Source organism: Paenibacillus woosongensis (assembly GCF_009725165.1).
Lineage (GTDB): Bacteria > Bacillota > Bacilli > Paenibacillales > Paenibacillaceae > Fontibacillus > Fontibacillus woosongensis.
The window spans coordinates 1176225-1202670 of the sequence record NZ_WNZW01000001.1 but is presented as its reverse complement, the minus strand read 5'-3'; the positions used below and the strand labels follow the sequence as shown (position 1 = coordinate 1202670).

Annotated in this window: 17 protein-coding genes and 2 pseudogenes; 14 read left to right on the top strand and 5 right to left on the bottom strand. The window is 46.4% G+C overall.

Going from position 1 to position 26446, the window contains the following annotated elements; all coding sequences use genetic code 11:
• Nucleotides 1-4: 4 nt before the first annotated feature.
• The 3 genes from GNP95_RS05590 to GNP95_RS05580 are packed head-to-tail and all read right to left on the bottom strand — an operon-like array spanning nt 5 to nt 3759.
• On the bottom strand, nt 5-1096 hold the full coding sequence (locus GNP95_RS05590; protein ID WP_155609847.1) for a GerAB/ArcD/ProY family transporter: 1092 nt from the start codon (nt 1094-1096) through the stop codon (nt 5-7).
• Nucleotides 1093-2277, bottom strand: coding sequence for a Ger(x)C family spore germination protein (locus GNP95_RS05585; RefSeq protein ID WP_155609846.1), 1185 nt, complete (start codon nt 2275-2277; stop codon nt 1093-1095). The genes GNP95_RS05590 and GNP95_RS05585 overlap by 4 nt, the downstream gene beginning before the upstream one ends.
• Nucleotides 2278-2292: 15 nt before the next feature.
• Nucleotides 2293-3759 (bottom strand): spore germination protein, encoded by a 1467-nt coding sequence (locus GNP95_RS05580; RefSeq protein ID WP_155609845.1) that lies wholly within the window; start codon nt 3757-3759, stop codon nt 2293-2295.
• A 1000-nt stretch (nt 3760-4759) separates the two neighbouring features.
• Between GNP95_RS05580 and GNP95_RS05575 the strand changes: the two genes are divergently transcribed.
• The 13 genes and pseudogenes from GNP95_RS05575 to GNP95_RS05530 all read left to right on the top strand — a co-directional run bounded on the left by GNP95_RS05575 (nt 4760) and on the right by GNP95_RS05530 (nt 23181).
• Entirely contained in the window at nt 4760-5338 is a 579-nt protein-coding gene (locus GNP95_RS05575; protein ID WP_230873669.1) for a hypothetical protein, read from the top strand.
• 49 nt (nt 5339-5387) lie between these two features.
• Nucleotides 5388-6077, top strand: coding sequence for a response regulator transcription factor (locus GNP95_RS05570; protein WP_155609844.1), 690 nt, complete (start codon nt 5388-5390; stop codon nt 6075-6077).
• Nucleotides 6074-7243 (top strand): sensor histidine kinase, encoded by a 1170-nt coding sequence (locus tag GNP95_RS05565; RefSeq protein WP_155609843.1) that lies wholly within the window; start codon nt 6074-6076, stop codon nt 7241-7243. Before GNP95_RS05570 ends, GNP95_RS05565 begins: the two co-directional genes overlap by 4 nt.
• A gap of 259 nt (nt 7244-7502) precedes the next feature.
• The gene (locus GNP95_RS05560) at nt 7503-10064 is read left to right on the top strand and encodes a LuxR C-terminal-related transcriptional regulator (RefSeq protein ID WP_155609842.1); all 2562 of its coding nucleotides are present in this window, start codon (nt 7503-7505) and stop codon (nt 10062-10064) included.
• A 174-nt stretch (nt 10065-10238) separates the two neighbouring features.
• A complete protein-coding gene (locus GNP95_RS05555; protein WP_196427079.1) occupies nt 10239-13808 on the top strand; it encodes an RCC1 domain-containing protein in 3570 nt (1189 codons plus the stop codon).
• A gap of 210 nt (nt 13809-14018) precedes the next feature.
• Nucleotides 14019-17306, top strand: a complete 3288-nt coding sequence (locus tag GNP95_RS05550) for an S-layer homology domain-containing protein (protein WP_155609840.1) — start codon at nt 14019-14021, stop codon at nt 17304-17306.
• A 579-nt stretch (nt 17307-17885) separates the two neighbouring features.
• Nucleotides 17886-18065, top strand: a pseudogene (locus GNP95_RS26100) (group II intron reverse transcriptase/maturase); the annotation flags it as partial.
• Nucleotides 18066-18069: 4 nt separating this feature from the next.
• Complete coding sequence (locus GNP95_RS05545; RefSeq protein ID WP_155609839.1) at nt 18070-18471, top strand: hypothetical protein; 402 nt, start codon at nt 18070-18072, stop codon at nt 18469-18471.
• Nucleotides 18472-18625: 154 nt separating this feature from the next.
• A pseudogene (locus tag GNP95_RS26095) lies at nt 18626-18865 on the top strand (GTP cyclohydrolase); the annotation flags it as partial.
• 695 nt (nt 18866-19560) lie between these two features.
• Complete coding sequence (locus GNP95_RS25695; RefSeq protein WP_196427078.1) at nt 19561-19698, top strand: hypothetical protein; 138 nt, start codon at nt 19561-19563, stop codon at nt 19696-19698.
• A 134-nt stretch (nt 19699-19832) separates the two neighbouring features.
• A complete protein-coding gene (locus tag GNP95_RS05540; protein ID WP_230873668.1) occupies nt 19833-19982 on the top strand; it encodes an SHOCT domain-containing protein in 150 nt (49 codons plus the stop codon).
• Nucleotides 19979-21811 (top strand): recombinase family protein, encoded by a 1833-nt coding sequence (locus tag GNP95_RS05535; RefSeq protein WP_230873667.1) that lies wholly within the window; start codon nt 19979-19981, stop codon nt 21809-21811. The genes GNP95_RS05540 and GNP95_RS05535 overlap by 4 nt, the downstream gene beginning before the upstream one ends.
• An 848-nt stretch (nt 21812-22659) precedes the next feature.
• Nucleotides 22660-23181 carry a DinB family protein gene (locus GNP95_RS05530; RefSeq protein WP_155609837.1) on the top strand — a complete coding sequence of 174 codons (522 nt, stop codon included), beginning with the start codon at nt 22660-22662 and terminating at the stop codon, nt 23179-23181.
• Nucleotides 23182-23533: 352 nt separating this feature from the next.
• Here GNP95_RS05530 and GNP95_RS05525 read toward each other — a convergent pair whose 3' ends face one another.
• Both GNP95_RS05525 and GNP95_RS05520 read right to left on the bottom strand, forming a co-directional pair.
• Nucleotides 23534-24328: a Cof-type HAD-IIB family hydrolase gene (locus GNP95_RS05525; protein ID WP_196427077.1), complete on the bottom strand. Its 795-nt coding sequence runs from the start codon at nt 24326-24328 to the stop codon at nt 23534-23536.
• Between the two features lie 318 nt (nt 24329-24646).
• Complete coding sequence (locus GNP95_RS05520) at nt 24647-25198, bottom strand: TetR/AcrR family transcriptional regulator (RefSeq protein ID WP_155609835.1); 552 nt, start codon at nt 25196-25198, stop codon at nt 24647-24649.
• Nucleotides 25199-25393: 195 nt separating this feature from the next.
• Here GNP95_RS05520 and GNP95_RS05515 point away from each other — a divergent pair, with 195 nt between their 5' ends.
• The gene (locus tag GNP95_RS05515; protein WP_155609834.1) at nt 25394-26437 is read left to right on the top strand and encodes an LLM class flavin-dependent oxidoreductase; all 1044 of its coding nucleotides are present in this window, start codon (nt 25394-25396) and stop codon (nt 26435-26437) included.
• Nucleotides 26438-26446: the final 9 nt, after the last annotated feature.

Sequence of the window (26446 nt, the reverse complement as noted above, 5' to 3'; positions counted from 1 at the left end):
CAATTCATCCTCCTTTTCGCTTCTCGAACGTGCGTTTGACCCATGTTGTCACTAGCAACAAAAAGGGGATCAGTAGAACAAAGAAACTGTCATATACGAATGTATATTTTTCATCCCATTCCTCGTTTTGGATCGGGTTTTCATAGATGGACAAGGCGGTCGCCGACAACAAAATCGTCAAACCCAGAAAATGAGGCCACCGGGTTTTTGGACGAAATACTTGACGCAGCGTTTCGGAAGCTCCGTAAACGAGTACCAACAGCTTGATAAAAATCAGAATCAGTAAAATAACGGAGATAATGGAATGGATGTTGACGATCACCTCTCCGATGGAAATTTCCTGCACGGTCGTATACACTGGAAAGGTAAGTTGTGACGCCCTCTCCACTCCTAATAAACCGATAATCATAAACAAGGTCATGCTAAGAGAAAGGGAAGCGGTCATCAACCCAAGCAAAAAGGGGCGTGTTGCCCCCTGTTTGACCAGCGGAAACAATATCGTGAGCGCAATAGTTTCCATATAGGGAAAGCCCAAAAAGGAATGGTATTGTAAAATGGCACCCAGGCCGGAATGGAAAGCTGGCTGAAGTCTTCCCCAATCCCAGTTCACCATTGCCAGCAACAGAACAAACCAGAACGGGAAGAACAAAAATGGAGTGATGATTTGATTTAATCGTCCGATGGCTTCCGTCCCCTGAGCGACCGTGTAAAAGGCGACAAGCAAAAACATGACGTGAAAAACGGTTTTCGGCGTCTCCGGCATGATGGTTCCATTTAAAAAATCGCTTAAATTTCGAAGAGCCCATCCAGCCAAAATACAGAAATAAAGAAAATACAGGACGGAAACAAGCGTTCCCAGAGAACGTCCCCAAGCTTCCAGCGGGATTTGCACCAGACTTTTGCCCGGGTAATATCGGAAAAGAAAAATCCAGAACAGACCGACGAGTATGCCAAAACTTCCTGCCCACAAGGGCATGAGCCAGGCATCCTGTCCCGCCTGTACGACCAGCCGCCCGATCAGCACGAAAAGGGTGGTTCCGAGGATATAATTGATTGTCAGCAGATAAAACTGGAATCGGGAAATCATTGGCTTCATCTTGTCCCTCCATAAGGTTGACTCATGCTTCCCGTTCGGAGCAGCCGGGTATTTGCACGAATCTCAATTTGTGCATTTTTCGCCGCTTGGTCGATATCCGGATGATTTGGCGTTTGTTTGCGCAACAAGTCGTTGATGCTTAACAGATCCCAGCCACGCTCCCTTATCATTTGATAGAAAGCAAGCGACTCGTCTGCTATGATCTGATTCAGTCTGTTTTCAAGTCTCTCCACCTCGTTCCGAGACTTCGGGACGAACTCGATTGTATAGGCAGTGGAAAGTTCGAGGTCCAAGCGGATCCGAACGACAGGTTGGTCGGATTTCCAGAAGACCTCACGTTTTATGCGAACCAGTCTCAATTCCACGGATACCTGTTTTCCTTCCACCTGAAACTGTCGCACGTGGCGACCTCGATCGCCATTTAGCAAATGGTACCAGACCAGCTGCGTATCATTCAGTTTGCCCGCCATGCGATAATCACGGAAAACCGCCCCGCCTCGGATGATAAAGTTGTTTTGATTGGCGTCGATATCCGCCGACCTTTCCCCGCTGTTGGAAGAAGGTGCCTCTGTCATTCCGGTGATCAACGGTAATACGATCGTATCCAACTTTTCCATCCGTTCAATCACATCACTGACCTTGATCTGTTTTCCCACTAGGAGCGAATTCCGGATCAGCAGGTCGATCCTGGAATCGATCGTGTCAGACGGCACCCGCTCCAGGGGAGTTAATGTTCTCATGACCTGAGATAACGGTCCGTCGACGATCAGCATCGGGACCGACGAGCGGCCGTTGGGTTGCATTTCGATAAAGTTGACAATATCGCGCATGTCTTGTTTGGCGGCCCGCTGGGAAACGAGCAGCACCTTGCAGTGGGCCATAAATAACTTGCGCGGCAACATTTTGTAAATCGTAGATTTGATTTCTCCAAAAGACGATCCACTGATTTCGTAAGTGTATACAGGGGCTTGTTCGCCTCCCGACGTACCTTTGGCGGAAGTGCCGCTGAGCGGGTTGATGATCTGGTAATACACGGTTATTTTGTTGCTCTCCGGGTCGCTGTCCACCCCCACCATACTGACCAGCGCCAGTTCGTTCATCTCCGTCCTGTCCCAGCAAGCCGTAAGCAGGGCGGTAAACATCATCAGGATGAACAGACCCGCTGCATACCGGTTGGTCATGTTTGTTCCTCCAGATTACCTTTTTCTCTTCATATTCCGAATATATCCGGGCAGACCGTTCGGATCCAGCCAGGGCCGGGGCAGCCGCACCAACACATCTTTCCAATCGGTTCCTATGGACGGGGGGGCGGGAGTGATGTAAGGAACGCCAAATGACTTAAGCGACACCAGATGGACAACCAGAAACAGGGCACCGCATAAAATGCCAAAAAGGCCCATAAAGCCGGCCAACAGCACGAACGAAAAGCGAAGCAGGCGTTGTGACATGCCGAAGCTGTAAACCGGAACGACAAAATTGGTGATGCCGGTTATGGCAACGACAATGACAATCGCGGCGGAAATGAGACCGGCTTCCACCGCCGCCTGCCCCAGTACAATCGCCCCCACGATCGAAAGCGCCTGTCCGACCGCCCGCGGCATGCGCAGCCCCGCCTCCCGGATAATTTCAAACACGACTTCCATTAACAACACTTCGAAGATGGCGGGAAAGGGGACCCCTTCCCGCTGGGCGGACAAACTGATCAGGAGTTGGGTCGGGATCAGTTCCTGATGGAACGTCGTGGCCGCGACATACAAGGAAGGGACGAACACGGCCGTAAAAAAGGAAATCAACCGAATCCAGCGAATAAACGTGGCGATATCCGCCCGCTGATAATAATCTTCAGGAGAACTGAAAAACTCGAAAAACGTCATGGGGGCCAGCAGAACGCTGGGTGTCCCGTCCACCATCACGGCCACTTTACCATCCAGCAACTGGGCAGCTACCATATCAGGGCGCTCGGTGTTGGTAAGCGTCGGAAAAGGAGACCAAATCCGGTCCTGGATGAATTCCTCCACATAAGCGCTTTCCAGCACACTGTCCGTCCGGATGGCTGACAATCTGCCGCGCACTTCCCGGACCAGCGATTCCGGGGCGAGGTTCTCCATGTACACCATAAGCAAAGTCGTCCCGGTTTGATTGCCGATGTTCATTTTATCAAACCGGAGGAATGGGTTGGGGATTCTTTTGCGGACAAGCCCCACATTGGTCAGAATACTTTCCGTAAAGCCTTCGTGCGGCCCGCGAATGGTCGATTCCGACTTCGGTTCTTCAATGGAGCGTTGTTTGGATTCGGTCACATTGATGAGACAAACGCGCTCCCTTGCAAAATCGGTTAGTGCGCAATGGCCTGCAAGGAGAGCTTTTACGGCATGTTCCCGCAACTGTTCATATGGATCGGAAAAGGAAAATTCGCGCAAAAAACCGCTTTCGGCGGAACGAGGCGCTTCCCCTTCGGAAAACGTATTTTCCGTGAACGATTTCAAAATGTATTCGTCAATCGTTTTTTTATTGACCATCGATTCCAGATATACGCACTGCACGGTTTGTTCCCCTTGGACAAACAAGGATCGGCAGACCAAGTCCGGGGGTAACCCGAGGGCTGATTGAATGTCTCCGAAAAAATCATTCTTGATCGATTGATTTTGTTTTTTTCTTGCCATCGACGAACCTCCAGATTCTCACATCTCATCATTATCATTATTTCCTATTGGGTGGATTCTTATTCCATTGGCAGTTATGCTGTTGCAAATTATCGTGAGGTGAAATCAAGATTCAGGTTACGACATTACTAAGTTATTCGATAGGTGAGGATGTCTAGTACATGACCGCAACTGCTGCAGTCTTCTTGAACATACTTCCCGTACTTGCTGGCATGAAGGTAGAAGCAGGTTTTTATAGATCCGCTCGCAGCATTCGCCAAAGTTGGATGATCTAACGTAAATACGACTCTCTTATTCATGATTTATAGATTATCGATTAGAAAAAAAGAGGGTCGCCCGTTGACCTCATATTTGTGCACCGTCTGCAAAAACAGGCAGAACAATTCGGCTTTGCGGATCGCGTGACTATTCTGTTTGTAAACGAACTCCCCTAGTCCGTCGAGAACGAAAATGGGGTGGTGGTACGGGGCCGATTTGAAGACAGGAAGGTGTGCGCGTGGACAACCCAAGGCGGCTGTTTCCGTCGGTCTAACGCCCGCGCAGGCGCTCCGGCGTTAACTATCGGATTCATGGATATTACCGGCAAGGCGAATTTGATCGTATCCCTCAACATGGGCGCACACTCGCGCGAATTTTATTTGGGCCTTGCGATCATGTACTGACTCTTCTCTATCTGCTTCCCCGCCATCTACGGCGGTGGCTCTGTCAGATCGTCGTGGATTTAACGGATTGACTGCCGATTGTCATCGGAAAAGCTACCGATTTTAACTGGCAGGTTTGGGTGGACAGTATCATGTTCGATGGGGCTCGTGACTGCCTCGATAACCGTAAGCATCGTTCTCGCCCCAGAAGTTCCTCAGCTGACTTCCTCTTTTTCTGAAATACAGAATTACTTAACAAAAATTTAACAATCGATGGGATAGACTGTTTTTAAGTAGTCGGGGAAAAGACAAAATGAGGTGAAAAAAGTGAAAATGAAACGTTTTTTAATTCGGCTGTCTTGTTGCTGGCTGTGTTGCCCATGACCGCATTTGCCTTGACAAAGGATGCGCCTGCAGTAACGATTCAAACGAGTGATGTTGTTTCGAAGTCAGAGGATATTTCGGGCCAGTCTTCTGGAGCAGTTACAGTAATTCAACGGGCAACTCCTCAAGTGAATGACGCTAACCCAACTTCGAGCGATGTCACTGTGGACGGGCAGCCGGTACACAAAATTCAACTATCAGAGGAAAACATCATTGAATTGAATCTTGGGGATTCTGACGATGTTGGTGTACAGGCTACCTATCCGGTTAACTTCAACTTGCCGGGATCATCACTTGCCACAATAAGTGATGGGTCTGGAAACCCGTGGTATTTGACTCGGAACGAAGAGGTTACCATATCGTTGACATGGCTGCCTCGGGACGCTACACTTCGAGTTGGTTTAATCGACTCGGACAATACATTTTTTTATGTGAACTTTACAGGCGGTGCCGATAGTCGAACTTTTGTTGTGAATGTCGCTGACAACTATCGAGTGGGGATTTACAATACGGATACCCATCAAGTGACAGTCACTGGAAATATCACGATCTAAACATAAACCATTCCCCGACTACGACGTTTTATTGAGAGGTGAGCTAAAGATGCGGATGTTGGTGATCGGAGATGAACAAGATTTGGCGAGTGCGATCAAAAAAGGATTGGAAATGGAAGGATTTGCGGTAGACATTGCATTAGATGGAGAAGAAGGCTGTCACCTGGCGGAAATCCATGCCTACGATATCATCATCTTGGATTTAAACTTGCCAGATAGGGATGGGCTAGATGTGCTGCAACACATACGACATCTTTCCAAACAAATCAGAGTGCTGATTTTGACGGCGCTTTCGGATACGCCTTCTCGTGTGAAAGGATTGAATTTGGGTGCGGACGATTACCTTGGTAAACCATTTGATTTTGAAGAACTGAAAGCAAGAATACGCGCCTTATTGAGACGTGATCTTTTACGAGAAAGCCCGTTGCTCACCTATGGCCCTATCGAGTTGAATCCGATTACGAAGACAGCAACTTGCGCTGGGCAACAGTTGACACTCACTCGTAAGGAGTTTGCCATATTACAGTATTTTTTATCTCATCCTGATCAAGTTATCTCTTCTGAAGAATTGGTTGAACATGTGTGGGACCAGCATGCAGACCCTTTTTCTAGTTCCGTCAGGGTACATATTACGACTTTGCGTAGTAAGATAAGATCCATCATCCATGCAAACTTTTTGAATACAGTGCCAGGGTACGGCTATCAACTGAACAAACAAATTGAGGAGTTGCCAAAATGACGAAAAGCAGGCGGCTTACATTGGCAGGAACAATCGTGTTGTGGAACCTGGGTTTAATCATATTGACAGGTGTGTTTCTGATGGTTTCGCTCAATATTTTCGTGCAAATTATGCTTCCTGCCGTCCATGTGAAGCCTAACGATATACTGCTTCCACAAGACCAAGAAGTGATCGTACCCACCATTGAAGTGAATCAGGTAAACGAAGAGGGAATGCTCATATCGGATGTAAGCTTTTCATCTGAATTGATCGCATTTAAAGGACAAGTTCTCCTTTTTTCGCTGATCTGTCTGATCATCATGATTATATTAGGTGGGGTCGGGGCGTTTTATCTCTCCAAAAGAAGTCTGTGGCCAGTGCGTTTATTGAGTGAACGGCTTATGAAAATCAATGCCAACGATTTGTCTGTGCAGCTTCCTGTTAAGGAACTGCCAAATGATGAATTGAAAGAATTAACGGAATCGTTCAATACCATGCTGAAAAAAATAGAACATGCTTTTCAACAGCAAGAACGTTTTATGGCCAATGCCGCTCATGAATTTAGAACTCCCTTGACGATTTTGAAGACGAATCTGGAAGTCTTGAGGAGTGACCCATCCGCGACTATGGAAGATTATCAGCAGCTCTCGGACATTTTTGAAAAGACGTTAAAACGAATGAATCATATGATCAATGAACTGCTTGTACTGGCTAAAAATAATGACCCGGATAAGGATGTGATTGAAGTTGGTTCGCTGATCCGTAAAGTAGTGAGTGAATTAAACGATTTAGCTTCAAGACAGACAATTTCTATTGAAATCCACAACCATCCTGGTGTTGAGATATACGGGAACGATCTTTTAATCCAGAGAGCCATTAGCAATCTGGTCGAGAACGCTATTATGTACAACAAGCCACAAGGAAAAGTGATCATCACATGCACAAGTCAAGAAGGCGAGTGTTTCGTTTCAATTATGGACACCGGAGATGGTATAGATGAAAAACACATTCCATTTATCTTTGAACCGTTTTATAGAACTTCGGAAGGCAGAAGGAAGAATAAGGCAGGCACAGGTCTAGGTCTGTCCATAACATTATCCATTATTAAAAAGCATGGGGGAACGATTGAATATTGTCGTGAGCAAACGATGAAAGGTTTTATCGTCCGCCTTCCTGTGCTCGACTAGCGAGCAGGACGAACTTTGTTCTATTTCATGTTAATAGTAACCCCCAGCATTGTCGATCAAAGTGATTTCACCCTGATATGGTTCAACGGAGAAAAGTCGCGTCGACGAGACTACGTGATGTCATCGTGTTATTCCTCAAATGTAAAAGGAGCATCGACATGCTCCGATAAGGCCCTACCTAAATAAAAGTTTTTTGGTAAAATAATAGAAAAAATGTTCATATCTCATGACGATTGTCAAATAAGGGAGGGGTCAAACCATGATCATAGCCACGAAACTTCATATTCCCCAATCACGAAGCGAGCTGGTCGTGCGTTCACGCCTCATTCATCGTTTACATGAAGGTTTGGAGCGCACACTTACTTTGATCACAGCACCAGCCGGGTATGGCAAAACCACCTTGCTCGGTGAATGGGCGATGACGCTGGAAAAGCCTGTCGCCTGGGTCTCACTCGATCAAGGGGATAATGATCGCATGCGTTTTTGGGCACATACGATTGCGGCGCTAAAACAAGCTTATCCGTCTTTTAACGAACAGGCCGTGCTTCGTCATGCCGTGGAAGATCCATCGGGAGTTTCACTGATTGCCGCGCTCGTCAACGGGCTTCATCGTATCTCGCAAACAACGGTGCTCGTTTGGGATGACTTTCATCATATCGAAGAAGAATCAATCTTGAAGGGGGTCACTTATCTGCTGGAACGTTTGCCGCCACATGTCCATCTCTATCTCGCAAGCCGAAATTCTCCATCGCTTCCTCTTTCCAGAATCAGAGCGGGAAATGGGTTGAACCAGTTGGATACAAGCGATCTCCGCTTTGCTCCGGACGAAACGATTGAATTTTTTGCGAAGTGTTCCTATATGGAATTGTCCAGTGAAGACATAGCCGCCGTACAAAAAAAGACGGAGGGATGGGCAGCTGCGATGCGACTGGCGATCTTGTCGTTACATGAACATGCTGATCCCGCGTCGCTGGTCTGGAAGATGGCGGGAACGGAACGTGATATATCGGATTACTTCTTCGATGAAGTGTTTTCCCTTCAATCCGAAACGATGCAGCAATTTTTACTCTATACATCGATTTTGGATCGGATGACGGGCGAACTTTGTCAAGCGGTAACCGGTATAGCCGAAAGTCATGCGTATTTGCAACAATTAGACAAGGGAAGCTTGTTTCTTGTAGCTTTGGACGAGCGGCGGGAGTGGTACAGGTATCATCATCTATTCCGGCAATTTTTGACGGCGCAGTTGAAAATGCGCGAGCCGCGGCAATGGAAAACCTATCATATGACAGCAGGAAAATGGCTTGAAAAGAACGGTTATCCGCATGAAGCGGTGGATCATTACCTTAAGGCCGCCGGTTACGAACAAGCGCTTTCATTAATAGAGAAAATTGCACAGGAACTGATGGACACGGAATGGACAACGCTTTGCACGTGGTTGAGCGCGATTCCCGACACGCTGTTATTTGCCAGGCCGATGATGCTGTTGACAAAACTTGCCTCCCAATACATGTCCGGGCATGTCGAAGCGGCCACAGACGGGTATTGGAGAGCGCTTCGCAGGTTGGATGAAGACGCAGCCTCCCTTCCTCCTTCGGCAGCCGAAACATTACATGCCGGACTTGCTTTTCTGGCCGCATTTCGCACGTTTTTGGATCGTGATTTTGAATATGCGGTTCAATTTTCAAAGGAATATGTCGAGAAGCATCCGGAAGGCGATTTCTTCATTGGGTTCGGGAGCGACCGGGATGGTTATCATCCAGTGTTGGACATTTACGTGTCGGATGACAGCCTTCAACTGGCGGAACAGGTGTTAATTCCCTTGCTCTCGATTTGGTCCGGAACCCGAAATGTCTATTTTATCGCTCATATATATATCGACCTAGGAAAAATGCAGTACGAACGAAATCGCTTGGTCGAAGCGGAGAAGGTTATGCGCCAAGCCTATGATTTTGGAAGATTGCATGATAATCGAAGCCTAGCGACCATCGCAGCGCTATGGCTTGCCCGCATTGCCGCCGTACAAGGAGACGAGGAGACGTCAAATCAAATATTACAAGAGTTAGCCCAACAAACGTCCAAGATGGCGAATCCCCATTTGTCCGGAAAAATCGCCTCGTTTCGAGCCATGCTAGGCTGGATGCGAGGGGAACAGAAACCGGTGAAACAATGGCTGAGAAAGAGCGGCCTCCGATTCCATGATGAAATTCCGGTATCCATGATCAAGGAATATGATTTACTGGTCTCTATACTGGCAGAGCAGGGGAAATTCGAGGAAGCTGCAGCTTTAGCGGAGCGTCTCCTTTTCATGGCTAGAGAAACAGGACGGCAAAGCGATCGAATCCGTCTTCTTGTTCGTAAGGGTAGGCTTTTATCCCTACAAGGAAAGGTTGTAGAATGTATGGACGTGTTGGAAGAAGCGCTTGCATTGGCGTGGCCAGAAGGGTACATTCGAACCTTTGTTGACGAAGGGGCAGCTTTTGGCCAATTATTGGAGCAATATATCCGATTGCGCCAAAATCAGCATCGCCGCCCCAGTCAAAAGGTGCCTTTACCCTACGTGAAACGATTGCTAAGATTGTTCCAGCCAGCTGACAGGGAAGCCAGCATTCCCCATGAAAGAACGGCGGTTGCTTTAACAGCCAAAGAACAAAGTGTACTTCGATTGATGGAAACGGGGATGTCCAATAAAGATATAGCGCTCAAACTGAATGTTTCTCTAGCAACCGTAAAAACACATATTAATAACATCTACGGCAAATTACAGACCAAAAATCGATTGCAAGCGTTGGAACGTGCCAGAACACTGCAGTTGTTCTGATCCGTTCCTTTTTTTATCCAAATAAACTCCACCCCCTTCTTCAACCTTTGTGATTTTTGTGACAGTCAGGGTTGATCACAAAGGAAAAGGTAGTTTGTATAATAAATCGGATGAAGCTATGAAGAGATTAACCTGAAGGAGGATTTGTAAGAGATGGATCCACGGGGAAAAAGCATGAAACAATCATATAAAAGCAATATGGGGAACGGCTTGGTGAAGCTGTGCATCACTTTGCTGCTCATCCAGTCGTTTCTGATCACGGTACCCTATGACAACGTGTCTGCTCAAGGGAGCTTTCATCCAGCCTTGAGTGATCGTTGGGGAGGAATCCAGCAAATCGCAGGGGGGCGTTACCATTCCCTCGCTTTAACAGCGGACGGGGAAGTTCTGGCTTGGGGATTGAATCAAGGTGGCACAACAACGGTGCCTGTTGAAGCACAGTCCAGTATTGTCTCGATTTCTGCAGGACAAGACCACTCTCTCGCTCTCACATCCGGCGGCGAGGTCATCGCCTGGGGAAGGGGAAGATTCGGCGAAGCTAATGTACCGGCGGAAGCGAAAAGCGATATCGTAGCCATTGCAGCGGGAAATACTGCCTTCCATTCGTTAGCCCTCACGTCCTCAGGGAAAGTCATTGCCTGGGGCTCCAATTCTTATGGTCAATCGGATGTGCCGGAAGAAGCGGAAAGCGGCGTTGTCGCCATCGCGGCGGGATATTGGCATTCTTTAGCGTTAACGGCTGCCGGAGAAGTGATTGCATGGGGAGATGGTCGCGAAGGAAAACTCGATGTGCCTGACGAGGTGCAGGGCCAGGCAGTAGCCATTAGTGCAGGATCTGATCATTCTTTAGCGTTAACTGCTTCGGGCAAGGTGATTGCTTGGGGGAGTAACGATTACGGACAATCTTCTGTGCCGAAAGAGGCGGAAAGCGGCGTTATCGCCATTGCGGCAGGGGAAAAACACTCTCTAGCCCTGAAATCTGACGGCTCTGTCATTGCCTGGGGCATTTCAGACGGTTCGTGGGAAGACAACGAACAAACGGTTGTACCCGAAACTGCGAAAAGCGGTGTGATCGCGATTGCAGCGGGATACCGACATTCGCTTGCCTTGAAAGCGGATGGGATGATCATTGCCTGGGGGGATAATGATGACGGTCAGACTGACGTGCCGGAACATGTCCATGAACGTGTGAAAGCCAAACAATTGGCTGCCGGGAAAAACCATTCGCTTGCGTTAACCTCCGATGGCCAAGTACTCGGCTGGGGAAGCGATCTGTACAATCGCCTATCGATTCCTGCCGATTTGCAAGATGTGCGCGCCATTGAGGCGGGGGAGGATTTTTGCCTGGCATTAAAAGCCGATGGCACGATTGTGATCTGGGGAGACGGTTCTCATTATGCGGCGATTCCGCCTGAAGTGCAAGGACAGACAGTGGCAATCAGCGTAGGCAGCTATCACGCTTTGGCGTTGCAAGCCGATGGCACAGTCGTTGCCTGGGGTAGAATTGAAGGGGGGGAGAATGATAAGCGGCTCGATGTGCCTGATGATTTGGATCAGGTGATTGCCGTTAGTGCAGGATTGTTTCACTCCCTTGCTCTGAAGGCTGACGGTACAGTAGTGATTTGGGGAGCGAATCAATGGAACCAGCTGGATATGCCAAGTGGTCTGCATGATGTAAAAGCGATTAGCGCAGGACATTACCATTCCTTGGCGCTTAAAACGGATGGTACGGTGGTCGCTTGGGGAGATAATACGTATAAACAGTTAGAAGTGCCCGAAAACCTGCAGGATGTTGTGGCCATCAGTGCAGGTCGCCATCATTCCGTTGCTTTAAAGTCGGACGGCACGGTGGTTGCCTGGGGAAATAACACATTTAACCAACTCGAAGTTCCTTCTAATTTGCGTGAAGTTGTAGCGATTTCGGCAGGTACACCTCTCACGTTAGCCTTGCAAGCAGATGGAGCGATTGTCGGTTGGGGCGATAATGTCTCGGATCAACTCAACATTCCAACAAGCGATCTCGAAACGATTGAGCTAACCGATCAAAGCGGTCGGGAATTGGAACTCTTGTTTGATACTGTACAACAGGAATACACGGTATTAATTGACAATCATGTTACGTTGGTGAACGTGCTCGCGACACTGGAAAATGCGGAATTTGCAGCTGTGTATGTGAATGGTGAGCGACAATCCGATCCCGCTAAAGGAGTCAATATACCAGTAACCGATGAGCAAACGGTCGTTACCGTGGAAGTCGTCCCTTATTTGCAAGAAAGTAAAACGTATACGATCACGCTCTCACAAGAAGCGGAGCCAGAGCAAGTATCGAAGCCAGTCGCCAGTCCTGCGGGCGGTGCAGTCCCGGCTGGTACAACGGTGACGTTGAGCACGTATACGAACGATGCAACAATCTACTACACGATGGACGGCAGTACGCCAACGAGCAGCAGTGCCGAATATACCGCACCCATCGAAGTGACTGGGGGAATGACGCTCAAGGCGATTGCGGTGAAGGAAGGCATGCTGGACAGCGAAGTGCTGGAAGAGTATTACACGATTGCAACGATACCTGCACCGGCGAATTTAACAGCTTCGGCGGCTGATCGTTCCGTTACATTAAAGTGGGAGGCTGTCACGGGAACAGGTAGCGTGACTTACGCAGTTTACCAAGCGGAAGGCACATCAGCTCCTGTCGATCCGGCGAACTGGAAGCTCATTCAATCGAATGTGTCGGCGAATTCCTACATCGTCACGGGATTAACGAACGGAACAACGTATGCATTTGTAGTGAAGGCTATCACTGTGAAGGGGGCCAGCGATTTCTCTAATGTAGCGATAGCGACCCCAAGAGCACCAGGAGGTAACAGCGGTTCCGGTGGTGGCGGGGGCGGCCGTGTGTTGTCCAACAATGCGGATCTTGCGGATCTGCAAGTATGGGTGGAAGGGAAATTATTGAAACTAAGCCCTTCATTTGCTTCTGGAACAACAGAATATACGGCCCGTACAGAAGCCGAACGAATTGAGATTGTGGTCAAAGAAGCTCACTCCGCGGCGAAAGTGGTATGGAAGGACAAGGTAATTACGGACAGTATTCAAGTCGATTTGGAGGAAGGCGACAATACGATTGAACTAACGGTACAAGCGGAGAATGGCACGAAGAAAACCTATACGCTGACCATTTATCGTGAAATGCCAAAGCCAAATGAACCGGTTATTGCATTGACCGACATCGCTGGACACTGGGCGGAGGACTATATCATGCGTGCTGTAGAGAAAGGCTTTGTCAGCGGTTATCCAGATGGCACATTTAAACCGAATCATCCAGTCACACGCGCCGAGTTTACTGTGATGCTGGCAGGTGCATTGAAACTGGAAGGTGACGGCTCCGCGCTAATTTTCACGGATCATGACCGGATCGGCGGATGGGCGAAGCAAGCCGTTGCGCAGGCCGTACAAGCGGGCATCGTGGTTGGATACAACGATGGCAGCTTCCGGCCAAACACGCAGATCACCCGCGCGGAGATGGCGGTGATGATCGCCCGAGCGCTACAACTGGAGCTTAACGCGAATGCGTTACCCGGCTTTGCCGATGATGAAGCGATTCCGCAGTGGGCGAAAGGGGCGGTCGAAGCCATCCGCAAACTTGGCATTGTCGATGGCCGCGGCGGAAACCGTTTTGTGCCGAACGAAACGGCTACCCGTGCAGAAGCGACGGTGATGCTGCTAAGATTGTTGGATAGATGATAGAGCATCGTGCTGACAAGTATTTCCCTCCGACTAGGAAGCGATCAGTTTCGACGAATCCGGGGAACAACAGCAGAGCGTGAACAAGGCCATTGCTTGCGATGGAAAAGATTGATCTGGGAGCCTTGGAGAAGGCGAGAATTGGACTTTCAGACGGACAATGATGCTGAACTGGCGGGCTCCGCACGTTGGAAAGGAAGTGAAAGGAAAATGAGACCGTTTAAATCAGCCGTTCTGTTGGCGGCGTTCGTTCTTTGTTTCGGATGGATCTGGACACAACTCGTCGGGACTGACGGGAATGGGGTTCAGGCCGCCGATGGCGGTGCATTCGCGCCGTCAAGCAGTGATTTTGCCGGCGGCTCGGGCACGGAAGAAGACCCGTATATGATCGAAAGCGCTGAACAGCTGGACAAGGTGAGAGATTATCTGGATGCCCATTTCCGATTGGGAGTCAATATTGATCTTTCAACTTACAGTGCTGGAGAAGGATGGTTGCCAATAGCAACGGTATACTCTTCTCCATTTACCGGAACATTTGATGGCAATGGCTATCAAATTACAGGATTAAAGATCAACCGTTCAGACAAAGATTATCAATCATTGTTTGGAGTGACGTCAGAAACAGCTGTCATCCGGAATGTCCATCTCGCAGTTGTGGAGATCAAAGGGAGAGGCTACGTCGGCGGGTTAGTAGGGTATAGCAACGGGATGATTGAAAACAGTACGATAACGGGAACCCTTATTCAAGGAGAGTTCTGTGTCGGCGGGTTAGCAGGTCTGATTAGAAAAGACGTGATCGGGTCATCGGCCCATATCGATGTTGTCGGAAACCGTCAAGTCGGAGGATTGGTAGGTCAATTAGACGGTTCTAGAATAAAGATTACGATTCGCGATTCATTTGCAACAGGTAACGTTACGGGAAGTATAGTTAATGTAGGTGGTTTAGTTGGCATGATTGAATCGGGAAATTTGGGCAGTGTCAATGAACTCACGAATTCATATGCGACTGGAGAGGTCAATGGAGCCGAATTTGTAGGTGGATTAGTCGGTAGAGTTATAGATCTTCCATTTGGTGTGATCAGGATTAAGAACTCGTATACGACAGGGAATGTTAACGGTAATCGATTCGTGGGTGGATTGAGCGGGTATAATACTACACGGGGTTACGGTTCAGTGATAGAGGTTGAGCATTGTTACACGACAGGCAAGGTAACAGGTCATTCTGAGACTGGCGGGCTGGTCGGGGCGAATTATGCTTATGATGAAGAAGGAGATATCATTGATGTCACCGGCAGCTACTGGTTGACCGATAGCTATACTGATGGTGAACTCCCTGACAATGGAATCGGAATACCTGTGGCAGAGGCAGATCTTCGCGATCCGGAAACATTTAAGGATTGGGATCTCATAGAGGGCTGGTACCAATACGACGGACATCGGCCATTTCTCCAATGGCAAAACCCGCTCATCTCCTGGGATGCGTCCATTGCGAACGATCGATTGAACCTTGATGACAAGACCAACATTACCGTGAATACGGAGCATCAAAACGGGGATCGTTACAATGCGACGACAACCGCCACGTATACTGTTGATCCGGATGACCCCGTAATTGTGCATGTTGATCCTAACGGAGAGGTCAGCGCCGTCAAAGGTGGTAAAGCAACGATCACCGTATCTTTATTCGACAAGTCGGAGACTTTCGACATCGTCGTGGACAGCGGAAATCCGGAACCGCCCACAATAACCCTTCATCCCGACGGCTGGACCAATGCTGCCAAAGTGGAAATGTCGATCGACCACAGCGCCGCTAACCCAAGGCAGACAGATGTTCACACGATACGCGTGAAAATCGGCGACGAGGAGTGGGAGGACCATCCATTTAACGGTACACCGATTCGTTTCGAGGTGACGGAAGAAGGGCAAACGAAGATCCAGGCGCAAGCGATGGATGAAATCGGCAATAAGAGTACGATCGTTGAGCGGACCGTGAAGATCAGCAGAAGCGGTCTGAAGCTGGATGTGGATTTGTATTTTACCGATAATGACAGTCAAGCATATCCAAGCGGAATGTGGACGAACCAAAGTGTGACCGCAACGGTTTATGCTTCTCATGACCACGGGATCGCGCTGCGTCCCATTGTGTATTCGTTGGATGAAGGAGCGACCTGGGAGATTTATCATGATCCGCTCGACTTCACAACAGAGGGGCAGTACTCGCTTTGGTTCAGAGTGGAAGATGTATTAGGCAATAGGATGAGCGAGCATGTACTCATCCGTATCGATCACACGAATCCGGAGATCGAATTGAATCCCGATGGCGATGAAACCCTTTCGCGGACCATATCCAGTCAAGTCAACGTGAAGGACGACGGCAGCGGGATCGATGCCGCTTCCCTCCGTTATGTTTGGTCAACGAGTTCAGACCCGTTGGATGAACATGCATATTGGCAACCTTTCATTAACCAAAGCACGTTGAGTCATGCAGACAAAAACGGCGGTGACTGGTATTTGCACATTTACGCCAAAGATCAGATTGGTCAAGAGAGTTACCGAATATCCCGGCGCTTTCGTTTAGAAAGGGAACCGGTTTCTTCAGAACCGCCGAGTCCGCCTGTCTATATCCGCTCCGGCAATGCAACACTGAGGGAGCTCATCTTGTCAGAAGGCGCGCTGATACCGGAATTTTCGGGGGGCATTACGACGTACAAGGCTTTGATCCCGCATGATGCTGACAGTATCCAGCTCACGGTCCGTGCTGCATCTCATCAGGCTGGAATCAGCGTGAATGGTCGGCAAGTCCGGAGTGATCAGGGAAGCATTCGCATCCCCTTGCACACGGATACGGATATCATTGACATCGTGGTCACTGCAGAAGACGGAACGCGCAGAACGTATTCCATCACCGTGGAACGTATGCAAGAGGAGATGCCGGACCCGCCTTCCTTGGAGCCGTTATTTGCGGATATTGCGGGTCATTGGGCGGAGCCGTTCATTCAGGAAGCCTATGCAAAAGGCATCGTTGCCGGATACCCTGACGGTACGTTTAGACCGGATCATGCCGTCAGCCGCGCTGAATTTACCTTGATGCTCGTTCATGCCTTGCGGCTGGAAGGAGGAGCGGGAGGCGATGCGCCTGCTTTTGCGGACGGGGAGCAAATTGGCGAATGGGCAAAGCAAGCGATTGATTTGGCGGCAAGGGCAGGCATTGTTTCAGGATATGAAGATGGAACATTTCGACCTGGGCGCCCGGTCACTCGTGTGGAAATGGCGGTGATGATCGCAAGAGCAACAGGAGCGGAGTTGACCGACCATGCGCACACCCGCTTTGCAGACGATGCCAGTATTCCGGCATGGGCGAAAAGTTACGTGGAAGAGGTTCGTATCATGAGCATCATTCACGGTCGCGCTCGCAATCTCTTCGCGCCGAATGAGACGCTGACCCGCGCGGAAGCGGTCACCAGTATCCTGAGATTGTTGGAGCTGTTGTCACAATAAGGTTTGGTGCAGAAGCGCTTTTGCTTCTGCACCCTTTTTGGTACGCCCGGCATGGGTGCCGTGCTTTAGGGTGAAAGTTCCCGAACGGGGGCTGTCGAGCGCCTACCGTTAGCCAAAAGTAAGGGTGTCCATCGTGAGGTGGAATCTGAAGGAAGCTGGAGGCAAACACTCGACCTGAGATACAAGAATCCAATTTGAGGCTAGTACAGTCGGACGAGTCTGCGAAACAAGGCGAAGTCCTAAGGCGCCAAGGGCTGTATGGGTATATTGGACAGGTGCATGGATGAAAGTACGCATCCTTATCCGAGGAGGCCTGCACGGAACGCCATCTGAGGATGGTAACCAAGGCCGTAAGGTTTTGCTGAGCGTGCAGGAGTCAGCAAAGGTCATAGTGCGTGAGTAAGGTACGCCTGAAAAAGGGAAGGGCCAAATGTCAACTCAAGGATGGATCAGACGTTTTCGAGAACGACGCGTTGAAGCAGAATTCCTGACGGAACTCTTCCAAGGAAAGATGGGTGAAGCCCGGAGGGCCTTGAAGTGATGGTTAAGCGTCGTCCGGCAAACTCCGAGCCCCATGAGCACTGGCCGCTTATACGACAACAACTATTAGAAGGGGCCTATCAAACGGCACCAGTCCGAAGGGTCGAAATCCCGAAACCCGACGGCGTAGTCAGATTATTTGGCATTTCGTCTGTGGTAGATCGCTTTATCCAACAGGCTCTTCTCCAAGTCCTTACTCCTATCTTTGAAGCCCATTTTGTCAATGACAATTGAAACCGATCGGGAAGATATAAAGCGGCTTTTTGCTCCGGTTGCACCGGGAATTAAGCTGGGAATTCAAGCATTAAGAGAAGTACATGAGGTAGGGATAACTATACAAGCGTCAATTTCACCTGTACTGCCGTTCACTCCGGATTTCCCAAAGTTACTGGAAGGTATCGTAGATCGGATATGGATAGATACACTTAATATCGGGAATGGTTTGATGGGGAAACGCTCTGAACGACTCGGCAAGCCACAGTTGTTCAAAGCCTATGGACATTCGGAATGGTATCAAAAAGATATCCATCACAGAGTAGAAAAGTACTTTAAGAAAACATTCCCTCAAGAAATGATTCAAGTTTCCAAAGAAGAAGCTTTTCCGGTCTTTGAGAAAGGTACTTAGTTCAGATGAAACCATACCTAGATACTAATTCGCAGGCTATATAGTTTGCCCCTTAAGGATAACTCTCAACATAACTGTCGCAATATAAGCACAAGATAAGACAAGACTTTTCCAGAAAACCAACGAAATGGAGTCTATACATGTCAGTTAAACAACATCTGAGTTTAAGTGGTACTGCTGGCTTAATTACAATGAGGTAACAGAAGATTTTGATCGTATTATTGCGAAACTATCTTCCGCTAATTTAGCTGAACTTCAGCAATAGAGCGTGCTAGTCCATGGCGATTTCGAAAATGCAGAGCACGCCTTAATTCGATTTCATTCCATCTGCCATACTGGAGATGTTTTTGGCAATAGGAGGGCAGAGCAAGTGCAGCTTGTTCATTCATTGCATGCAGGGTCGAGCGGCGGACAATGACCAGCACCTATATATAATGAGTAATCTGAACAACCTGCAGCGCATTAAGCTCTTGAATTATTCTTCGGGATCCCCCAGTTCACTAGCTTCCACCTTCAACGGGATTTTCTTCACTTTGTTCAGTTTCCTTACATGTAAAGCTGGTTATTGACCGAGATTTAATCGCGACAGCATTAAGTGGCCATTGTTATTTTTTTTCGGCAATAGATACATCCCATCTATTCTGTAACCGAGATTAAACTCTCGGAGCATGCAGATGATGATCTCGAAATACTCACATTATTTTCCCTCACATTGATTCATCATTTTTTTGAGCTTTCTGACAAAGCTCAGAACCTCTCTTGTTGGGACCATTCTTCCATACCTCGCCATCATTATAGCTCACGCTACCGGAGATTTCTAATCTCTGTACCAAGAGCTTTCTATCCTCTCCTATTTATTTTTTCGCAGAAAGGTCCGATTTTGGCTTCAAAATGAAAAGGATGATAGAGGGGCATGTCCTCTACTGTTTTTCCGTACCTTGAAAATTAAATACCATCCATTCCAGTACGTTCCCCGCATGCCTAGGAAAGCCAATTTGCAGGTGCGCCATGACCATTCTGCTTGTTTTTTCGATCTGTGTTTGAAGTAGCAGGGTGAGAGCGATTTTATTTTTGTCCGTGCAATAATAAATGGTGGTTCCATTTAAGGCGATGACCCATGCGGGGGATAATGATACTTCCGTCCAGCCACAGCTCTGCTTTAGGCAGATCACGCAATGGGGGCGGCTTGCAGCGATCCTGGGAGAGGTATTCGGACTATACCTATGAGGCCGTTAACCACCGGCCGCTGGAATTGGATTTATGCGATACAACCAAAACAAGGAAGAACAGAGATGCGTATAAGGTGATCGTCCTTTGTCGCATCTCTGTTTTAGATGTAATGAACCAAACAGGGGGGGCTTATGATGAGTCGAAAATTAATCAGATATAGCATGCAAATTGCCATGTTGAAACAATTATTGGCTCTGTCACTGATTACGGAAAAAGAGTTTACTCTTATCAAAAACAAAACCATGAAGGAATACGATGTTGTTTCAGACCTGACTTCTTGATTCGCACAATTGTTGGTCTGCTTAACTCTTATTACACTGATCGTGATAATAAGACGAAAGGAGCCTTAACAATGGGGTATGCAGTTGAAGTAATCAAAGCCAATCGGAAGCTATCAGATCGTGTTGGAGGAAGGCCAGACCTTTTGCGCGTTGCTCCTTATGCCAGAGTGAGTACCGACACGGAAGAACAGTTAAGCAGCTATAAGTCGCAAGTTGCTCACTATACAGATATGGTTAGCCAACGAAACGATTGGATATTGGTGGACATTTACGCGGATGAAGCCATCACGGGAACCCAAGTGAAGAAACGTGATGATTTTCAACGGCTGATAAAGGATTGCATGGATGGCAAAATTGATATGGTTATTACCAAGTCCATTTCAAGGTTTGCCAGAAATACTGTGGACACTTTGAAATATGTTCGCATGTTGAAAGAAAGAAACGTTGCTGTATTTTTTGAGAAAGAGAATATCAACACGCTTACTATGGATGGGGAAATGTTACTAACCATTTTAAGTTCGGTTGCTCAACAAGAGGTTGAGAATATTTCTTCTATTGTAAAAATGGGCTTGAAAATGAAAATGCAACGTGGGGAACTGGTTGGATTTCAAAGCTGCCTTGGATATGACTATGATCCCGTTACCAAACAGATATCGGTAAACGAGGAAGAAGCTAAGATTGTATGCTACATCTTTGAGCGCTATATTTCTGGTGTTGGTGCTTATGTGATTGCAAAAGAACTGATGGAATTTGGATATAAGACGAAAAGAGGGAATCCCGAATGGAATGATACAACCGTTCTAGGCATTATTAAGAATGAGAAATATAAAGGTGATCTCCTTCAGGGAAAGACGTTTACTCTTGATCCCATTTCCAAGCGCAGACTCGAAAATCATGGTGAGGAAGATCAATACTACATCAAAAATCATCATGAGCCTATTGTCAGTGAGGAAGTCTTTAACAAGGCACAGGATATATTGCACCGTAGAGGAAAAAATCGCGGGAAGCTTAAACAAGGCAGTAAACGGGAAAAATACAGTAGGAAATTCGCTTTTAGCAGCAAGTTGGAATGTGCGTTCTGTGGTTCCAACTTCTCTCGGCGGAGTTGGAATAGTGGTACATCGCATGAAAAGACAATTTGGCAGTGTACCACTAACACGAAGAAGGGAAAAAGATTTTGTCCGCATAGCAAAGGAATAGAAGAAAAAATTATTGAAGGCGCATTTATTGAAACGTACAAATTAGTTTGCAGTAATCATAAGGATGCGTTAGATGAACTTTTTATCAGAATGGAATCCGTATTTAGCGAACAAAACAATCAGAAGCGATTGAACAAAATTATGAGTGAAATTCAGGCGCTTGAACATAAGCGCTGTAAACTGATCGACTTGCATCTGGAAGAAAAAATAGACCGCCTAACATATGAGCGTAAGTTTGAGGAACTGGAGTCCAAGTTGACCGAACTGCTCGACGAAAGAGAGCGATTGGAGGAAGCGGCGCAAGAAGAAATCAATATCGAGAAAAGAATTGAACATTTCCGAAAAGTGCTTCAAACGAATGCCATCCTGTCTACATTTGACCGGAATGTGTTTGAGAGTGTCGTTGATAAAGTTATAATTGGAGAGAGCCTTGATGATGGCAACTCTAATCCTTATAAGTTAACTTTTATTTATAAAACAGGCTTTACGAGCAGCGTTCAAGCCAAGATGGGCAGGCAAAATCGAAAAAAGCCCTCAGTAAATGAAAGGAGTGATTCATGTTCCTATTCCAAGCACAACACATGTGGAGAGTGTGGCCTTGTTGATGAGGAATGTGTAACCCCACAATAAACCCCTGCTATTCATAATAAACCTGTGCTAAAAATCAAATAAAGCCGTGATAAAATGGGGGAAGGGATGAATGGAGAACTGGAAAAAGCCAGATCCATCAAGCCTTTCCCCTGTTTTTCTATCATGACATTATTCAGATTATAATAAAGTTGTGACAGAAAAAGTTGAGTGAATAATTGGGGGAATGACTGTTTTATAGCACGAGTTTATTAATGAGGGCAACGGTGGAATGCGAGTTTGAGGGCTGTCTTTTAGCAGGTGTTTGTTTATTTTGAACAAGCGGGACCTAACTCGGGGATTTTTTAGAAAAAATAGAGCTTAATAAGTGAAAGCCTGTGGTCTAATTTTCCACAGGCTTTTTTTTGAGTTAGGCTCTGCTTGTAGGAGGAAAATGTATAATTGAATAGCAATTCTATGTTTTGGTCATATTGCTAGAATACACAGAGCGGTTAGAAAGGAACTAATTATTCCACTTATCAATGATGCATTTAATGATGAAAGTAATTTTGTCAGAGGGCATGCTCATTCAGCTTTAGATGATATAAATATGTTTTGCAGCTAATCACGCTTCAGAGACCATCTCTGAGGTTTTTTATGGACGGGGTGGGTGTCGATACTCACGCCCGAAGAGAGGCTACTTTGTTGTAATTTTCGGTAAGTAAAATTGATATTTTATGGAAGTTCAATTATTCTAACAAATGAGTACACTCAGATAAAGGTCAATCATGGGACGGCATGCGAAAATAAAGGAAGAGACTAACAAAACGTTGACCAGACCCAACTTATATTGAAGGGCCATGTGTCAGAATGATCTTGTATGAATTCAAGCGAAAGAGAGGTAGATGTATATGAACTTTGACATGAATGAAGCGATTCAAGTTTTAAAAAGTACCCCAGGTACGTTGACTAGTCTTTTAGCCGGATTGTCAGACAATTGGTTGCATACCAATGAAGGCGAGGAAACTTGGACTCCCATTCAGGTTATCGGACACCTCATTGAAGGTGAGAAATACAACTGGATACCAAGACTTGAATTGATCATTCGACAAGGGGCTGCTGTATCGTTTCCGCCATTTGACAGGTACGCCCATTTAACTAGAGAATCAGAATCGTCTTTGGATAATAAATTGTCGGAATTTCAGAAACTCAGAATGCAAAACTTAAACCGGTTACAAGCATTAGTCCATACGGAGGAGCAACTGGAGTTGAAGGGGAATCATCCTCAATTTGGCACAGTTAAAATAAGAGAATTACTATCAACCTGGGTTGTCCATGATCTTACGCATATGTCGCAAATTCTGCGGATCATGGCTAAAAGATACAATCAAGATGTCGGCCCATGGATCGAATTTTTGAGGATACTGAAATAACTCAGCATAGGAAAGAATTTTTATTAAGATAATAAATACTCATCTATTGATCTCTGATTTGAGGGAGTAGAAGCTATGGGAAAAAAACCAATTCGAATAGAATGGAATTACAAAGGAAAGCCCGACTTTTCGTCAGGGACAGGGACCTATCCAGCCGTGAAGATACTAGGCCTTGCTTCGGCTTTTGTCATTCCTATATTTCTGCTAATTCAGATTTGGCCGTTTATGGGCTGGAACAGTTGGCAAACTATTATTGCGTTCATCCTAGCATTTGACATTAGCGGCGGGTTAGTGTCCAATGCTCTAAATTCCTGCAAGAGATTTTATCACACGTCTCCTAGCAGCTTGTGATTCACAGCAGAAATTTCTCAAGAGCAGCAGCAACACCATCATGATCATTTGATTTGGTAATGTGTTTTGCACAGTTTTTCAGCTCAATTATCGCGTTCTCCATAGCAATCGGAAATGCGCACTTATGGAATAGTCCTAAATCGTTAAAGTCATCCCCGAATACCATTACATTTTCTGACTTCACCCCGATATCATCAAGCACCCATTGAACGGCTTCTTCTTTTGAGACTGATTTTTGCATGATTTGAACCAATACTCCTCCATCAGTTGCAATTACGTTCACATGATCACCGAATTGCTCGATAATATCCATCCATGTGCTGTAACCATGAACCAATATTTTGGTTGGGGATAGTGAACTAATAAAACCCTTATCAACAACCAGGGGTTTAGGATCATTTGAACGGATACCGAAATGACTTAGTTGCGAGTCAGGAATTGGTGTACACGTATAGCATGAGTCATTGACCTCGTAGTTAATTATCGATTGAGGTGCGTGTAACTCGATGAAATTGTTGAGCTGTTGGCTAATCTCCATACGGATACTAATGTGCCGCTGAATTTGCTTAGACTTGCATATTGTTAGAGCACCATTGTAATAAACCAAGTAGTCTATAAAAGGTAAATCCTTTACAAATTGATCAGCAGCTCTAGGCGGTCGCGCCGTGGCAACAATAATATGAATCCCAGAATCATAACATTTTTTAACAGTCTGATAATTTCTAGTTGATATGGATTTGTCACTTCCGAGCAATGTTCCGTCCAAGTCTAATACAATCGCCTGTATATCCGACATCCGCATCTCTCCTTATAAGTAATTCTCCCAATATTAACCTAATTTCAGAAGAGATGCTAGACTCTCTATTGAATTAATCTGCCAGTTAAAGGTGGTTGCTTCTCAAGCAGTACCTGCCTGAACAATATAAAGTAAAGGCGTCCCCTCGGGTGACCCGATGTGGTTTGAATTGAAAGGCACCAGCAACTGTCGTAAATAATGCATCACTTACGGTTCTAATAAAGGCTAAAGCCCTGACAATCACGGTCAGGGCTTTTAGTCTGTAGGGATTATCGTATACCGACCTAGCATTAAGCTATGGATGTTTCTTCATCCACATTAATCTAGTTTTATGTTATGCAATATTTGCTTTACGTAATCTTCTGGATTTGTCGTGCGATTTTGCATCCAATACATTGCAGCCCCATAAAGTGACCAGCTTAACATCACCGCAAAAGTCTCGATTTCTAATCGATTTTGGTTAGACCATTGTCTTTGCGCCCACTCAGAAAAAAAGGCTTGGAGTTCCTTTTTAAAGATCGTTTCTATTTGGGGTGTAAAAGCTTCATAACTTCGCTGACACTGGTTACCAACCGATGTGTGAAACTTAATAATCGAGATAAAAATCGACGTTATCGTCTCTTCGTTAATGACCTCATGCATACTTACTTCTTGAAGGACTTCTCTCATCACGCTTTCACTTAACACTTTTTCAAGCAAGTCATATTTGTCAATAAAATGATTATAAAATGTTGCGCGGTTAACCGTTGCGGCAGATGTAATATTCCCGATTGTGATGTCATTAAAATCTTTTTTCTTAGTTAACTCAATAAATGCGTCCATAATGAGCTTACGAGTGCGAAGAATACGGGGGTCGATTTGTTTTTCCATAACATTCCCACCTGCTTTTTAGACATTTTTACCATTATGTTGGTTAAGCGATAGATCTGGAATACTGTCGATTGCTTGTAGTTATTCAAGTTGTTATATTGATTTTACTACAAGTGTTGCATAAGCGAAAGTTGTTAGGTGGGAAAAATCATGAATCGGAAGCACATTATTTAAAATTAACTAGGAGGTAAGATAATGGCCGAATTTGAATTCGGAGTATATTCATTAGGAGAACGAATACCTGATGCAAGTGGAAATAGCCCTAACGCACAATCCAGAGTCGAAGCAATTATTCAAATGGCAAAAATGGCGGATGAAGCAGGCCTCGATATATTTGGTGTAGGCGAACATCATCGTCTGGATTTTGTAACATCTTCTTATGCCATGCTGCTCGCAGCAATTGCACGCGAAACTAAAAATATTAAACTAACCAGTACCCTATCCGTTATTAGCACAGCGGATCCAGTACGTGTCTACGAAGATTTCGCAACGCTTGATTTATTATCTAACGGACGAACTGAAATTATTGTAGGACGTGGGGCATTTTTAGAATCATTCTCTCTCTTTGGAGAAAGTCTAGATGACTATGATGAATTGTTTGATGAAAAGCTGCATCTGTTTATGAAATTGCAAGAACAGGAAGTGGTTAGCTGGCAAGGGAAATTTCGTTCTTCTCTTCAAAATGCACAAATAGCACCCCGACCCGTTCAGAAGAAACTTCCCCTTTGGATTGGGGTGGGAGGCACACCTGCAAGTGCCGTTCGTGCAGGAAGACTCGGAGTAAATATGGCACTTGCCTTGCTAAGCGGTCGTCCAGAATCCAGCAAGCCATTAGTAGACCTTTATTGGCAAGCTGCAAGAGAAGCAGGTCATGATTTAAGCAAGCTAAGGGTTTCAGTGACGGGGCATTCGTATATTGCGCAAACTGGAGAACAAGCGATTACCGAATTTGTTTCGCACTATAATCAATATTTCGGATACTTTTTAAAGAAGCGTGGTCAACACTTTCGTACGACGGAAGAGGAATTGATGCCTCAGAGAGCAGCAGGACAAATATTGGCAGTCGGTAGTGCAGAAGAATTAGCAGAGAAAATCCTGCATCAGCATGAGCTATTCGGTCATTCACGCTTCATGGGACAATTCGATCTGGGTGGTCAGCCATTATCTCGGGTAGAAAAAGCAATGGATCTACTAGCGAATAAAGTAGCACCAATGGTACGCAGGGCTTTATCTAAGTAACGTACAGTA

Excerpts from the sequence above, each read along its gene's own strand:
- GNP95_RS05565 (WP_155609843.1), top strand. The coding sequence starts at position 6,074 with ATGACGAAAAGCAGGCGGCTTACATTGGCAGGAACAATCGTGTTGTGG.
- GNP95_RS05525 (WP_196427077.1), bottom strand. The coding sequence starts at position 24,328 with ATGTCGGATATACAGGCGATTGTATTAGACTTGGACGGAACATTGCTC.
- GNP95_RS05520 (WP_155609835.1), bottom strand. The coding sequence starts at position 25,198 with ATGGAAAAACAAATCGACCCCCGTATTCTTCGCACTCGTAAGCTCATT.
- GNP95_RS05540 (WP_230873668.1), top strand. The coding sequence starts at position 19,833 with ATGATGAGTCGAAAATTAATCAGATATAGCATGCAAATTGCCATGTTG.
- GNP95_RS05550 (WP_155609840.1), top strand. The coding sequence starts at position 14,019 with ATGAGACCGTTTAAATCAGCCGTTCTGTTGGCGGCGTTCGTTCTTTGT.
- GNP95_RS05570 (WP_155609844.1), top strand. The coding sequence starts at position 5,388 with ATGCGGATGTTGGTGATCGGAGATGAACAAGATTTGGCGAGTGCGATC.
- GNP95_RS05555 (WP_196427079.1), top strand. The coding sequence starts at position 10,239 with ATGAAACAATCATATAAAAGCAATATGGGGAACGGCTTGGTGAAGCTG.
- GNP95_RS05580 (WP_155609845.1), bottom strand. The coding sequence starts at position 3,759 with ATGGCAAGAAAAAAACAAAATCAATCGATCAAGAATGATTTTTTCGGA.
- GNP95_RS05545 (WP_155609839.1), top strand. The coding sequence starts at position 18,070 with ATGACAATTGAAACCGATCGGGAAGATATAAAGCGGCTTTTTGCTCCG.
- GNP95_RS25695 (WP_196427078.1), top strand. The coding sequence starts at position 19,561 with ATGGTGGTTCCATTTAAGGCGATGACCCATGCGGGGGATAATGATACT.
- GNP95_RS05590 (WP_155609847.1), bottom strand. The coding sequence starts at position 1,096 with ATGAAGCCAATGATTTCCCGATTCCAGTTTTATCTGCTGACAATCAAT.
- GNP95_RS05530 (WP_155609837.1), top strand. The coding sequence starts at position 22,660 with ATGAACTTTGACATGAATGAAGCGATTCAAGTTTTAAAAAGTACCCCA.
- GNP95_RS05515 (WP_155609834.1), top strand. The coding sequence starts at position 25,394 with ATGGCCGAATTTGAATTCGGAGTATATTCATTAGGAGAACGAATACCT.
- GNP95_RS05560 (WP_155609842.1), top strand. The coding sequence starts at position 7,503 with ATGATCATAGCCACGAAACTTCATATTCCCCAATCACGAAGCGAGCTG.
- GNP95_RS05585 (WP_155609846.1), bottom strand. The coding sequence starts at position 2,277 with ATGACCAACCGGTATGCAGCGGGTCTGTTCATCCTGATGATGTTTACC.